The organism is Paenibacillus naphthalenovorans (genome assembly GCF_001465255.1).
GTDB lineage: Bacteria > Bacillota > Bacilli > Paenibacillales > NBRC-103111 > Paenibacillus_G > Paenibacillus_G naphthalenovorans.
In genome coordinates this window covers 3394947-3407878 of the sequence record NZ_CP013652.1, presented here as the reverse complement: position 1 = coordinate 3407878, position 12932 = coordinate 3394947, and the positions used below count along the sequence as shown (strand labels likewise).

General features: G+C 45.2%; 14 protein-coding genes. 12 read left to right on the top strand and 2 right to left on the bottom strand.

The window, feature by feature from the left end; translation table 11 throughout:
* Positions 1-13: 13 nt before the first annotated feature.
* Positions 14-751, top strand: coding sequence for a ThuA domain-containing protein (locus tag IJ22_RS16665; protein ID WP_062409626.1), 738 nt, complete (start codon positions 14-16; stop codon positions 749-751).
* Positions 739-1842 (top strand): Gfo/Idh/MocA family protein, encoded by a 1104-nt coding sequence (locus IJ22_RS16660; RefSeq protein ID WP_062409625.1) that lies wholly within the window; start codon positions 739-741, stop codon positions 1840-1842. The genes IJ22_RS16665 and IJ22_RS16660 overlap by 13 nt, the downstream gene beginning before the upstream one ends.
* Positions 1843-1893: 51 nt before the next feature.
* Here IJ22_RS16660 and sspI read toward each other — a convergent pair whose 3' ends face one another.
* Positions 1894-2115 (bottom strand): small acid-soluble spore protein SspI, encoded by a 222-nt coding sequence (gene sspI / locus IJ22_RS16655; RefSeq protein WP_054818864.1) that lies wholly within the window; start codon positions 2113-2115, stop codon positions 1894-1896.
* Between the two features lie 145 nt (positions 2116-2260).
* Between sspI and IJ22_RS16650 the strand changes: the two genes are divergently transcribed.
* The 6 genes from IJ22_RS16650 (at position 2261) to IJ22_RS16625 (ending at position 6976) form a co-directional block, all read left to right on the top strand.
* Complete coding sequence (locus IJ22_RS16650) at positions 2261-2920, top strand: potassium channel family protein (protein ID WP_062411031.1); 660 nt, start codon at positions 2261-2263, stop codon at positions 2918-2920.
* 11 nt (positions 2921-2931) lie between these two features.
* Complete coding sequence (locus IJ22_RS16645) at positions 2932-3783, top strand: TrmH family RNA methyltransferase (protein ID WP_235594156.1); 852 nt, start codon at positions 2932-2934, stop codon at positions 3781-3783.
* A gap of 565 nt (positions 3784-4348) precedes the next feature.
* Positions 4349-4717 (top strand): hypothetical protein, encoded by a 369-nt coding sequence (locus tag IJ22_RS16640; protein ID WP_062409624.1) that lies wholly within the window; start codon positions 4349-4351, stop codon positions 4715-4717.
* A gap of 348 nt (positions 4718-5065) precedes the next feature.
* Positions 5066-5860: a three-Cys-motif partner protein TcmP gene (tcmP, locus tag IJ22_RS16635; protein ID WP_027093252.1), complete on the top strand. Its 795-nt coding sequence runs from the start codon at positions 5066-5068 to the stop codon at positions 5858-5860.
* Between the two features lie 28 nt (positions 5861-5888).
* On the top strand, positions 5889-6599 hold the full coding sequence (locus IJ22_RS16630) for a DUF5131 family protein (protein ID WP_062409623.1): 711 nt from the start codon (positions 5889-5891) through the stop codon (positions 6597-6599).
* Between the two features lie 32 nt (positions 6600-6631).
* On the top strand, positions 6632-6976 hold the full coding sequence (locus IJ22_RS16625) for a hypothetical protein (RefSeq protein WP_062409622.1): 345 nt from the start codon (positions 6632-6634) through the stop codon (positions 6974-6976).
* 19 nt (positions 6977-6995) lie between these two features.
* Here IJ22_RS16625 and IJ22_RS16620 read toward each other — a convergent pair whose 3' ends face one another.
* Positions 6996-7250: a transposase gene (locus tag IJ22_RS16620; RefSeq protein ID WP_062409621.1), complete on the bottom strand. Its 255-nt coding sequence runs from the start codon at positions 7248-7250 to the stop codon at positions 6996-6998.
* Between the two features lie 590 nt (positions 7251-7840).
* Between IJ22_RS16620 and IJ22_RS16615 the strand changes: the two genes are divergently transcribed.
* The 4 genes from IJ22_RS16615 to brxC are packed head-to-tail and all read left to right on the top strand — an operon-like array spanning position 7841 to position 12870.
* The gene (locus IJ22_RS16615) at positions 7841-8107 is read left to right on the top strand and encodes a TIGR04540 family protein (protein ID WP_035156766.1); all 267 of its coding nucleotides are present in this window, start codon (positions 7841-7843) and stop codon (positions 8105-8107) included.
* 17 nt (positions 8108-8124) lie between these two features.
* Positions 8125-8721 carry a DUF1819 family protein gene (locus IJ22_RS16610; protein WP_062409620.1) on the top strand — a complete coding sequence of 199 codons (597 nt, stop codon included), beginning with the start codon at positions 8125-8127 and terminating at the stop codon, positions 8719-8721.
* Positions 8722-8732: 11 nt separating this feature from the next.
* On the top strand, positions 8733-9299 hold the full coding sequence (locus IJ22_RS16605) for a DUF1788 domain-containing protein (protein ID WP_027093446.1): 567 nt from the start codon (positions 8733-8735) through the stop codon (positions 9297-9299).
* Positions 9300-9318: 19 nt separating this feature from the next.
* Positions 9319-12870, top strand: coding sequence for a BREX system P-loop protein BrxC (gene brxC, locus IJ22_RS16600; protein WP_062409619.1), 3552 nt, complete (start codon positions 9319-9321; stop codon positions 12868-12870).
* The last annotated feature ends 62 nt before the right edge of the window (positions 12871-12932 follow it).

The window sequence follows — 12932 nt, the reverse complement described above, 5'->3', positions numbered from 1 at the left end:
AGGAGTGACGGCCATGAAACAAGCGTTGATCGTATGGGGCGGATGGCCCGGTCATCAGCCGGAGCAGGTGGCGGCTATTTTTCGGGGCATCCTGGAGGGCAGCGGCTATGAGGTCGAAGTATCCGATAAGCTGGAAGCTTTCGCCGATGCGCAAAAGCTCATGGCGCTGGACCTGATCGTGCCCGTATGGACGATGGGCGAAATCGGCGAAGAGCTGGTTAAGAACGTTTCGGCGGCGGTTCAAAGCGGCGTAGGGATCGCCGGATGCCATGGCGGCATGTACGATTCATTCCGTAAGAGCGTGCACTGGCAATTTATGACCGGAGGCAATTGGGTTTCTCATCCGGGCGGCGACGGCGTGGAATATACGGTCAACATCAAAAACAGTTCGAGCCCGCTGCTCGAAGGGATCGACGATTTTACGGTCAAGAGCGAGCAGTACTACCTCCACGTCGATCCGGCGGTGGAAGTGCTGGCTACGACACGTTTTCCGGTGGTGCCGGGGCCTCATTCGCTGAACAAAGCGGTCGATATGCCTGTGGTTTGGACGAAACGCTGGGGGGTAGGCCGGGTATTCTACTGCTCTCTTGGACATCAAGCCGATATCGTGGAGATGCCTCCTGTGAAAGAAATGATGCGCAGGGGACTTCTTTGGAAGGCAAAGGGCTGGCCGCCTATCAAACGGGCGTGGCCGGGGAGAATTTATTCTAGCATCGCGTCTCTGGAGGGACATTTCCTATGCAAAAGCTGAAAGTGGGCATGATCGGCTGCGGTAAAATTAGCAGCATTTATTTTCAAAATTGCAAAGCGTATCCCGTCCTGGAGGTAGCCGCCTGCGCGGATTTGAATGTGGCGCGCGCCCGGGCAAGCGCTGAAGAACACGGCGTACCCAAGGCGTGTTCGGTGTCCGAGCTGCTGGCAGATGCGGAAATCGATATCGTGATTAATTTGACGATCCCCGCCGCGCATGCGGAAGTGTGCCTTCAGGCACTGGACGCCGGAAAGCATGTGTATGTGGAGAAACCGCTCGCCGTTACGCGGGAGGAGGGCCAAGCGATTCTGGCCAAAGCCAAGGAGAAGTGCAGGCTGATCGGCAGTGCGCCGGATACCTTCCTTGGAGGCGGCATTCAAACCTGCATCAAGCTGCTTGATGACGGATGGATCGGCACGCCCGTAGCGGCCTCGGCGTTTATGATCGGCCGCGGCCATGAGCATTGGCATCCCGATCCGGAGTTTTACTATGCCAAGGGCGGCGGACCGATGTTTGATATGGGGCCCTACTACTTGACGGCGTTGGTCGCCATGCTGGGGCCGATCCGCAGAGTGACGGGCTCTACGCGAATCTCCTATCCTGAGCGGACGATCACAAGCCAACCCAAATTCGGCCAAACGGTAAAGGTGGAGACGCCGACGCATGTGGCCGGGGTGATGGATTTTCACAGCGGCGTGATCGGAACGATCACCACCTCGTTCGACGCGTTCGGCGGAGCGCAGGTTCCGCGGATTGAAATCTATGGAAGCCAGGGTACGCTCAGCGTTCCCGATCCGAACACCTTCGGCGGCCCCATTCGTATAAAACGCCACGATCATAGGGACTGGAGCGAGATTCCGCTCATGCACGGCTATACGGAGAACAGCCGCGGTCTGGGTGTGCTGGACATGGCATATGCCGTGATCAACGGCCGTGCGAACCGCGCCGGCGGCGAGCTCGCGTATCATGTGCTCGAAGCCATGCACGGGTTCCATGATGCGGCTGATGAAGGCAAGCATTATATCATGCAGAGCCGTTGTGAACGGCCGGTCCCGATGCCGCTCGGTCCCGTTCACGGGATATTGGACTAACTCATGACAAAGCGTGCAGAGTGAAGTCATTCTGCACGCTTTTGTGTTCCTTTATGCGGTGGGAGAAGCATGGCTTAGATGTTCTTTTAACGTATGGACCATCTGGTTTTGTTCATCGGCGCTGCTGTTTTTCCAGATCATTTCGAACAGCACGCCAAGCCCGGGCAGCACACGCTCCTCGCCGTCAATCGAATCCTCAATGACACCCTTCAGGTCATCGTCATTTTTGCCATGCACACGCTGAATAATGGCTTGTCTCAAACTCAAGTTCATCGGATGTTCCTCGCTTTTCGTCTTTTTCCATTTATTAATATGTACACCCGTGCTTCAAATCATGCTTGGGCCGCCGCAGTTTTGATGGAGGCTGCTTCGTTTTGATATAATAAAACAAAGCGAAGGGAGATGCGTCCTCATGGCAATGAAAAAGCAATTCGCCGTGATCGGCATGGGGCGGTTCGGCTCCAGCGTTGCCAAAACTTTATCGAGTCTCGGGTATGAAGTACTTGCCATTGACCAGAGTGAGCAGAGGGTTCAGGAAGTTTCCAATATCGTTACCCACGTCGTACAGGCGGATTCAACGGATGAAGAGGCGGTCCGCGCGCTCGGCTTGCGGAATTTCGACGTCGTGGTGGTGGCTATCGGACAAGACATACAGTCGAGTATTCTGACAACCATTATTTTGAAAGAAATCGGCGTACCTATGGTCGTTGTGAAGGCGCAGACCGAGCTGCAGGGTAAAGTGCTGAAGAAAATCGGAGCGGACAAGGTGATTTATCCCGAGAGGGACATGGGCCAACGGGTCGCGCATCATTTGATTTCAGCCAATATTCTGGATTACATCGAGCTTTCCGAGGATTACAGCATTGCCGAGATTCAGGCCAGCCGGCAGATGATCGGACAAAATCTGAGACAGCTGGATATCCGGGCCCGGTACGGCTGCAACGTTATAGGTATCAAAACGGGAGAAAAAATCAATATTGCCCCGAAAGCCGAGGATACGATTAAAGCCCATGATATTCTTATCGTAGTGGGAAGTAATACGGATTTGCAGCGATTTGAGAAGACTTTTGAGGAATAGGTGAACAGGTAGTGGATATCAAGGACCCGTTAGTGAATCGCGGAGCGGACACGATCATCAGCTCAGTGCAAAATCCAAGGATCAAGCAGTGGACCGAGCTGCAAAGCCGTAAGGGAAGGGAAAAGCAGGGCCGCTTTCTGATTGAGGGTATTCATTTGGTGCAGGAGGCGCTGCGCTCCGATCTGATTCCCGAGGTAGTGGCTTATTCGGATGAGCGGGCCGAAGCCTGTGCCGATCTGCTGCAGGAGGCGGCAGAGCGAGGGATGGAGCTGGTTCAGGTGACGGAGGCGGTCTTGGCCAAATGCACGGATACCCAAACACCCCAGCCGGTTTTCGCGGTTGTTCCGAAGCTGCCGTGGCGGGCGGCGGATTTGATTTCGGCCAGCGAACAGGACGGACTGGTTGTTGTTATTGACGGCATTCAGGACCCCGGCAACCTGGGTACGATCATCCGCAGCGCCGATGCGGTCGGCGCCTCCGGCGTGCTGCTCGGCAAGGGCACGGTCGATCTATACAACCCGAAGACGGTGCGCTCCACCATGGGATCGCTGTTCCATCTGCCTATTGTACAGGGAGACTTGGCGCAATGGCTGCCGGAAGCAGCCTCCCGCGGTATCCAGGTGGCGGCCACCCGGCTTGAGGATGCGGTCAGTTTATACGACTATGACTTCCGTCGCCCCACATGGTTTGTGATCGGCAACGAAGGCCAGGGCGTATCCGCAGAGGTGCAGCAGCTTGTACAGTGCCACGTGCGCATTCCGATGCAGGGCCGCGCGGAGTCGCTTAACGCCGCCATGGCGGCAACGGTCGTGCTCTTTGAAGCGATGCGGCAGCGGGGATTTAAACCAAACAATAATTCCTGAGTTTCCCACCAAATAACTATCCAGGAATAAAAACAACTGTCCGCAAACTCACCAATGACTGGAAACGGATCGATTCTTTTCTCGATCAAACTCCAGTCTTTTTCTTATGCCGCGGCGGAAACAATGCAGGAAAAAGCAGGGATATTCTCGAATAATTTCTCAAGCATATTTCAGCTAAAACTCAAGCGTGGCAAGGGTTTGAGACGGAAAGAGGTAAGCATTTTTTCAAGTTTCGACTCCCGCTCTAACTCGATTTTTAAGCCTTCACGCCCAGTCATTTCTCTGTCTTTTCCCCTGCTTTGCGGACACCAATTTTTATCTCGTTTCGTTCACAATTGAACCAGATAATCCCATTTTATTAACCCGTTATTTTGCTCCGATTGCCGTTTAATTTTTATCTCGATTTTGACTCGAAAATGCCTCTCGTGCCTGGTGGGGCAAGGAGTTGCGGTGATTGGGGGAAAAAGGTGGGGGAGGACGGGAATTTTTATTTTCTTACAAAGTAATAGGATTTTGGGGATAGGGAGATAGGGTTTAAGAATCCAAGAGAATTGGAGACAATTCGATGAAGAATGATTACTTTGAAGTGAGCATTTCATTGCATTATGAGGATTTAACCTGGATTGCGAAGCCATTCAAATACTATTTTGATCCTTTGAATACATACTCTGTTTCAGTTGAGCTTGAACAATTTCCAACTCAGATCATCGAACGCATAAAGATTGAATTGAAGAATGAAATGATGAATGGTCGAGAAATATACAAATTCCTATATGAAATTAAAAAGAAACTGGTGCAGTCAAATGTAGAAGGTATTATATACACTTTAAAGCGGTATTTATTAACGGACCCATATATTAATTTAGTTTTTAAAAAACTGTCGAGAATTTATGTAGAGCATGTAGGAGAGTATCCCGCGAATAAACTCATATAGGAGCAAAATAAAGTCGTATTTAAGCCGAGTAGAACCAGGGTTTTGTCCTGATGTTTGCTCGGCTTTTTGTATGTTACCGATCTGCTGCTTGTAAGAAAATGGAGGGCTCTTCTCGAATGTTATATCTAATGGATTAATCGCATTAAGTTTAGGTGTGGAAAGGGTTTGGAGGTTCTCGTGGGAACAGGGATAAGGGTCTTTCTCAAGCTTTGAATCCGGCTTAAACCCATACAAAACGTCCCGTTATCCATTAATTAAAGCAGGTTTAGGTCAGGAAATGTCGAATTAGTAGGTACTTCCCACAAAAGCAAATCCCTCAACCGATGAGGAAATCGTCAGGATGGATTTATGGCTTACGGAGAAGAAGCAAAGATCGGACAGTGGTCGCTGGATAAACTGGCCTTCCTTGAACGTTACCTTCCCGCATATTTGAGAGCAACGAAATCCGCACTACATAAATACTATATCGACGGTTTCGCAGGACGTGGAGAATGGGTCAATAAGCGAACAGGTCAAAAAGTTGCTGGATCCGCCGCTATTGCTCTGCAATATGCCCAACAGTTCACGCACTTATTTTTCGTTGAGTTTGATGAAGAACGTGCTGAACACCTCCGCGAATTAATTCGGATTCATAATGCAAGTCATAAGGCAACTGTTTTTGTTGGAGATTGCAATTTGCTTTTAAGTGAAGTCGTTAAAAGGATTCACCCTTCAGCTCCAAGTTTTGTTTTTCTCGATCCATCATCGGATCAACTCCAGTGGAAGACAATTGAAATGTTATCTAACTGGAAAACAGAACTTTTCATCTTGTTTCCCCTAAATATGACACTTATCCGGTACTTGCCGAAAAACGGCAAAATAACCGAATGGGCTCGTGTACGCCTTAATAGTGTGTTCGGTACGGCCGAGTGGGAACACCTTTTTCAAAATACACCGCGAAGCCGCCTAAAAAGCGAACTACTAACGCTTTATACAAATAGGTTAAGATCACTTGGTTATGAGCATGTAAACATTTCCGACGTCTTCAAAAGCGATTCTGGGCAGAAACTGTATTACATGATCTGGGTCGGGAAGCATCCGGTCGGCAAAAAGATTATGGATAAAGTATTTGAAAGACAGTCTGATCAACTTACGCTGTTTTAACAATGATTTTTTAGTGGGGGGATTATCCTTGGCGACAACTTCTTCAATTGAATGGACAGAAGCAACCTGGAACCCCGTAACAGGATGCACTAAAATATCCGAGGGTTGCCGTAACTGCTACGCCGCAACCATGGCTAAACGCCTTCACGCCATGCGGAACCCACGTTATATCAATGGATTTAACGTAACGTTGCATGAAGATCTACTCCAATTGCCCCTTAAATGGAAGCGTCCTCGGCGTATTTTTGTTAATTCAATGTCGGATCTCTTTCATAAAGACGTTCCGTTTGAATTTATCCAGTCTGTTTTTAAAACGATGGAGATGGCACACTGGCATACTTTTCAGATATTGACCAAAAGGTCTGATCGGCTCCTTGAATTATCCCGTTCCTTACCTTGGCCGCAAAACATATGGCAGGGTGTAAGCGTTGAAGATAGTCGCGTGACAAACAGAATTAATGATTTACGCCAAGTACCAGCACATGTGCGTTTTTTATCTATAGAGCCTCTTATCGGACCTTTAAATAATTTAGATTTGGATGGTATACATTGGGTCATTGTCGGCGGCGAAAGTGGACATGGAGCACGCCCAATGCGGGAAGAATGGGTCACAGGAATTCGGGATCAGTGTTTACAACAGCATGTAGCCTTCTTTTTTAAACAGTGGGGTGGAGTTCAAAAACACCGGACTGGACGTGTTTTAGACGGCAGGACCTGGGACGAGTTTCCACAGATTTAACCCTACATACGTAAAAACCAGGAGGTGATTTCATGTTAACGATTGAAGATTACATCGCCAAAAGAAAAAAAGAAGACCGGTTGAATGAATATAACTTGAATGACCGGATGGAGAACATAAAGACGTGCATTAACTATGTATTTGAGTATTATAATCAATATTTGGACATTACCCAAATGGATGAACAGACTGTACTGAATAATGAGCGGCTTGAAAAATACAGGAATAATATTTCTCGCTACGATTCGGAAATTCAGGAATGGCTTGTCGATATTTATGATGAACACAATAAAAAACTGGATCGTTCGATTATCAACCAACTTAAAAAGGACGAGCTTCTCCTTCTTTACAGTTCAGATAGTGAATTTAGGAGTTAGTCCTATGATTGTTAGCTCATTAAAAAGCATCCGTTTTTGAAAGATCAAACTGCTCTTGCTTGCTCTCGTACTCTTTCTTCAGTTTGTCGACTTCACTTGTCTTCTTCTCAAAGACGACAGAAGCACGCTCAAGAAATTCAGCTTTCCATCGGCTAACCATAACCGGGCTTACTTCGTACTTGGCAGCAATCTCGTTGACGGTCTGCTCCTCCCGGAGGACCTCCAGCACAACTTTTGTCTTAAACTCTGAGGTATATCGGTTCCGTTTTTCCATAGCTTCATTATAACTTATTTATCACTCTCCCGTGTCTCAACCTATGGGAGCATTATAAAGTTCTGACACTTGGGGCAGGTAGAGACGGAGTATACCTCAAATTAAGTGCGAAAGACCGACAGGGATTCGCATCAGTCCATCTGTATTTTAATCAAATCCAAGTGGGGTTGTATAACCAACTAAAACAAAGGCTCCCCGAATTGAAACAAGACATTCATCCGCACATGTCGGCAAGCGATAGGAAAATCGGTGTTTGTTTCACTCCTGACCCTAATCTGGATGTGACGATATCCAAACTTGCCGCTATCTTGGAGCAATTGCTTTCGTATTTTGGACCGCATATTTACGGAGGTAATGATGTAGGAGATAAAGACCGGAAAGGTGATCACTATTATCGGCAACATACGATTTTGGCATAAACGGAACAACTGATCCTCGTCACTCGATTGACTTTTTAACCAGTACGCTTAGAACGATAAGCTGGAACAAATGGAAAACCGCTGAGAAAGCGGTTTTTTCTTGCACAGTCAAGAGAGTAAGAATAAAATAAGAGTTGTGTAATAATCAATTGCCTATTGAGGTGGTTTTGTTTGGAGGTTAAATTGTTTTATAGGACTCAGAGAGAGCTTGCCATGATGTACAACTCAATTATTGATGCGTACTGGGAAGGCAATATTAACGAAGAGACCCTAATACAGAAAGTTGTGGATATTTACATAAATAATCCTCAGAAAATTATCAAAGAAAACGATTTTACTACCGTTCTCAAGCAACAGTGCGGGAAGAGAAGGCTTGAGGTTATTGAGAGGATATTGCATATGAACGGATTGGCTAAAGACATAAAATCAGTGATTTGAAAGAAGGGAGCTGAGCCATGACTACAGAATTAGAATATAGTGCCACTTTGACGGGAGCTTCTTTCCTGTTTTATGAATTTAAGCAGGTCGTAAGTCTCAAGATACAGGGGTTGGGGGATTCAGAAATTAGGGAGCGAGTCCTTGCGGAGAACCTCTTTCAATACTCGGTAAAAGCGAGCATGACAAGAAGTTTGCCTTCAGTTTTAAGACGTGTAGGTGTGTTGGACGACACCCTAAGAAGCATGGTATTGGAGGAATCGATGGAGACAGGGAAAATCATTAACCTCTATGCCATCATGAAGACGGACAGGCTCTTTTTTGAATTTATGAATGAAGTCATTCGAGAAAAGCTCGAAACGGATAATTACCTATTTGAAAAGAAGGACCTCAACTTGTACTTTACGTCGAAGGCGGAGCAAGATGCTGGAGTAGCGGGCTGGACAGAGCAAACCGTTAACAAGCTAAAACAGGTTTTTGTGAAGATCCTTTATGAAGCTGGGATTTTAAAGGATAAGAAAACAGGGGAACTAAACCGATTGCTTATAGACGAGCAATTGAAGAGGCACTTCATTAACATTGGCGACATTGCTTATGTAAAAGCAATGGGTGAATGAGAGGTTACGGCATGGCAAATTTGCGTAAAAGACTCGACAAGATCATACCAAAGATAAAAGAAGAGAAGTTTATCCAAGGTAGAGGTCTCGGAAACGAGATCAGCTTTTATGTTTTTGATTATGAGCCTGAACATGAGTTAATCGTTCGGGACTACATCATACATATCAAAAAAGAGTTCAGTCACGAAGGGTCAAATCGTAAGATTATTGAGTTTGATCTGTTCAAGGTGCTTATCGAGATTGCAAAAGAAAAGCGGATTTTCGAGCGGATCTTTCAGATGGAGGAAAAGCAGGGGAAGGATGCTCTTTTTAAGGCAATGACCAATTTTGCCAAGCCTGAAATCTTCCTGCATAAGATAAAGGAACAAATACAGGATCATAATGTGGTTTTCATCACGGGTGTAGGCAAAGTGTATCCCTTCGTACGTTCCCATAATATCCTGAACAATTTGCAAGAGGTACTCGATAGAATTCCAGTCATCATGTTCTTTCCAGGCAAATACGATGGGTTATCTCTACGCCTGTTTGATCGATTCAAAGATGATAATTACTATAGAGCATTCCGATTAGTTGACTGATCATGAGGAGGAACCGTCTATGCTGATTAAAGACATGTTTCAGAAGGATATCGAGAGAAGTATTAAGGGTGTCATTAAGGTTGCTCAGACCGATGAGGATAACATTTATCAGGAACTCGATGAATATGTCGTAACCAGAGAAATCAATAAGCACTTATCCAAATTTTATGAAAATTATCAGCAGGGTATAGATGGAACTACCGACAAAATGGGCGTTTGGATCTCTGGATTCTTTGGATCAGGTAAGTCGCATTTCTTGAAGATTCTTGCCTATCTGCTGGAAAACAAAAAGGTAAAGGATAAAAGAGCAGTCGATTTCTTTACGGACAAGATTCAGGATCCGATCGTGCTGGCCAATATGAAACGAGCTTCTAACGTTGAAACTGAAGTCATTCTTTTTAATATTGACTCGAAAAGTCCCCTGGATAACAAGTCTAAGGAGGATGCGATTCTCCGTGTATTTATGAAGGTGTTTTATGAACACCGTGGTTTCTACGGAGACATTCCAGGCGTTGCGGAGATGGAGAAGTACCTGACAAAAGAAGGTGTGTATGAGGACTTTAAGCGTGAGTTTAAAGCCGCGGCAGGCGAAGAGTGGGTAGACCGCAGAAATACCTTCTATTTTGATGCGGATTATGTCATCGAAGCTCTGACAAAGGTCACTTCAATGTCCGTGGAGTCGGCAAGAAACTGGTTTGAGAACGGTGTAAACAACTATGAGATCAGCATTGAAAAGTTCGCCAAAGACGTGAAAGAGTATGTTGACCAGAAGGGAGACAACTTCCACCTGATCTTCTTGGTCGATGAGATCGGTCAATACATAGGTGATAGTCGTCAATTAATGTTGAACCTTCAGACGGTAGCTGAGGATCTGGGAACGCATTGCAAAGGGAAAGTCTGGATCATGGTTACTTCACAAGAGAGCATCGATAGCATCGTAAAGGTAAAGGGCGATGACTTCTCTCGGATTCAGGGGCGTTTTGATACTCGTCTGTCTCTTTCGTCAATCTCGGTTGACGAGGTAATTAAAAAGCGGATTCTGTTGAAAAAAGACCATGCATCTGACATGCTGAAACTTATTTATCATGAGAAAAGTGCAATCCTGAAAAACCTGATTAGCTTTAAAGACAGCACCGCTGACCTCCGAGGCTATGAGGACGAGAAAGAATTCGCGGATGTATATCCGTTTCTTCCATATCAGTTTAAACTCCTTCAGAACGTTTTTGAGCAAGTCCGTAAACATGGAAGCTCAGGAAAACACCTGTCTGAAGGCGAACGCTCTATGCTCTCCGCATTTAAAGAGGCGGGACTGCGATATAAGAATTCCAAAGAAGGGACTCTGATTCCGTTCTACGCATTCTACGATACGATTAAGGAATTTTTGACCCCATCTATCGTGAGGGTTATTGAAGGTGCATATGAAAACCCAGCGTTAAAAGATGACGAGTTTAATATCGATCTTCTCAAGGTGCTCTTTATGATTAAGTATATTAAAGAGCTTCCAGCGAACATCGATAATATCGCCACCCTAATGGTCACAAGCATCGATGAAGACAAGCTGGCGTTGAAGGAGAAGATCCAGACATCACTAAGAAAGTTGATTACTCAAACGTTAATTCAAAAGAACGGTGAGTTCTATATCTTCCTAACCGATGATGAGCAAGATATCAACCGTGAAATCAAGGCAATGAAAATTGAGGAAGATGCGGTTAAGAGAGAGCTTGCTAACTACATTTTTCAAGACCTGTATGATGAGAAGAAATATCGTTACTCGCAACAATACCAATTCTCGTACAACCAGAAGATGGACGAGAAAAACTATGGGAATCAAACATCAAGTATCGGGATCAATATCCTTTCGCCATTGTCTGACCATTATGCGAAATCCGAGCAGGAACTCATGCTGATGTCCTCTGGGAATGGTGAAATGATCTTAATGCTTGGTGGAAATGAAGCGTACATTGAAGAGATGGAAGAAGTTTTGAAAATCGAAGAGTATCGGAAGAAAAAGAATCCGTCTCAGCTCCCAGAAAGTATTCAAAACATCCTGAATAACAAGCAAGCAGAGGCAAGAGAGCGGAGACGAAGAGTGAAAGACATGTTGGAGGAAGCGATTAAGAGCGGCGTTTTCTTCATCAATGGCGACAAAGTGGACATTAAAGGTGCTTCGGTCAAAGAAAAGATCAATGCCGCTTTTCATTCCTTGGTTGAGAATGTATATACGAAGCTGGGGCTTGTAAAGACGTTTTTGGAGTCCGAGAAGGATCTGGATTCACTTTTACGAAATAAAGCCGAGCAAATCACTATTGATGGCTCTAAACAAAATGGCAATGAATTAGCTGTTAAAGAAGTATTTGATTTCATTAGCCTGCAAGACAGCATTCAAAAACAAGTGCGGGTCAAAATTCTCTTGGATCGTTTTAGTGACAAACCTTACGGATGGAAGCCTCTTGATATCGCAGGTCTGATCGCAGAGCTAATGAAAGAACAGCGAATCAGAATTCGATTCAATGCAGAATACTTGGAGCTTGAAGATGGCAATTTGATCAATGTTCTCACAAAAACAAACGATGCTGACAAAGCCATCGTGACGAAGCGTGTGAAAGTTGATGAGTCCCTTCTAAAAATCGCCAAAAATATCTGCAAACAAGTGTTCAACAAAACGGATGTGGCTGACGATGAGGATGGACTTATCAAGGACGTTAGAGATCTCATGGATAGGCAAGTCATGGAGATCACGAATTTGAAAAAGCGTTATGAAGGTCGAAAATACCCAGGAAAAAGTCTCTTGGACAAAGGGCTTGAGTATTTCAACGAGTTCACCAAGGGATTAGACAACGTATCGTTCTTTACCAAGCTTCGAGAACTGGAAGATAACCTTCTGGATTGGGAAGAAGATGTTTCTTATGTGAAGAGCTTCTTTGAGAATCAAAAGGAAATATTTGATAAAGGTCTTCTTGCTTATGACAAGTACAAGGACAACAGCGTTTACTTAACAAGCGAAGAAACGGAAAAACACGCCGCAAAATTACAGGAGATTCTTACAGAAGTCCAGCCGTACAAAAGAATTAAAGAGATTCCTGAGCTTGTCAATAAGATTGAAGAAGCAATTCAGAAGGTACTTGAAGACAAGAAAACAGCGGCGAAAAATGCGATTCAGCTTGATGTTGACCATTTAGAGTTACGTTCGAACCATGAAGGAGTATCGGAAGGAACAAAAAATCAGATCCAGACCTTTTATAAAAACTTGTTCCAGAGCGTCGATGGTTTTACAGATATCTTTAAAGTTGATGCAACTGTGACCCAGAGTTCCACATTTAGAGAGAATATGGATATTAAGATTGGTCGTGAAATCAACGAGTGGAACAACAGGGGACCAGTTGATAATAATGAAGGATCATCTAACGGTGGCGAAAAAGTTATTGTTCAGAAGGAAAGAGTAAGAATCAGCAAATTACTCGTCGACAAGACACTGAAAACTGAGGAAGACGTAGACAAATTGCTTAATTCTCTATCGGTGAAATTAAAACAAATTATCAAAAACAACAAACAAATTGAATTCATTGAGTAAGCATGTGTGCCTCGGCTTTGGCCGCGGCACATCAAATGATGAAATTTCATTTTACATATGGG

What these genes read in the sequence shown, in the direction of transcription:
- IJ22_RS16665 (WP_062409626.1), top strand. Translation starts at nt 14, where the DNA reads ATGAAACAAGCGTTGATCGTATGGGGCGGATGGCCCGGTCATCAGCCG.
- IJ22_RS16620 (WP_062409621.1), bottom strand. Translation starts at nt 7,250, where the DNA reads ATGGAAAAACGGAACCGATATACCTCAGAGTTTAAGACAAAAGTTGTG.
- IJ22_RS16625 (WP_062409622.1), top strand. Translation starts at nt 6,632, where the DNA reads ATGTTAACGATTGAAGATTACATCGCCAAAAGAAAAAAAGAAGACCGG.
- IJ22_RS16660 (WP_062409625.1), top strand. Translation starts at nt 739, where the DNA reads ATGCAAAAGCTGAAAGTGGGCATGATCGGCTGCGGTAAAATTAGCAGC.
- IJ22_RS16605 (WP_027093446.1), top strand. Translation starts at nt 8,733, where the DNA reads ATGGCAAATTTGCGTAAAAGACTCGACAAGATCATACCAAAGATAAAA.
- IJ22_RS16610 (WP_062409620.1), top strand. Translation starts at nt 8,125, where the DNA reads ATGACTACAGAATTAGAATATAGTGCCACTTTGACGGGAGCTTCTTTC.
- sspI (WP_054818864.1), bottom strand. Translation starts at nt 2,115, where the DNA reads ATGAACTTGAGTTTGAGACAAGCCATTATTCAGCGTGTGCATGGCAAA.
- IJ22_RS16650 (WP_062411031.1), top strand. Translation starts at nt 2,261, where the DNA reads ATGAAAAAGCAATTCGCCGTGATCGGCATGGGGCGGTTCGGCTCCAGC.
- IJ22_RS16640 (WP_062409624.1), top strand. Translation starts at nt 4,349, where the DNA reads ATGAAGAATGATTACTTTGAAGTGAGCATTTCATTGCATTATGAGGAT.
- tcmP (WP_027093252.1), top strand. Translation starts at nt 5,066, where the DNA reads ATGGCTTACGGAGAAGAAGCAAAGATCGGACAGTGGTCGCTGGATAAA.
- brxC (WP_062409619.1), top strand. Translation starts at nt 9,319, where the DNA reads ATGCTGATTAAAGACATGTTTCAGAAGGATATCGAGAGAAGTATTAAG.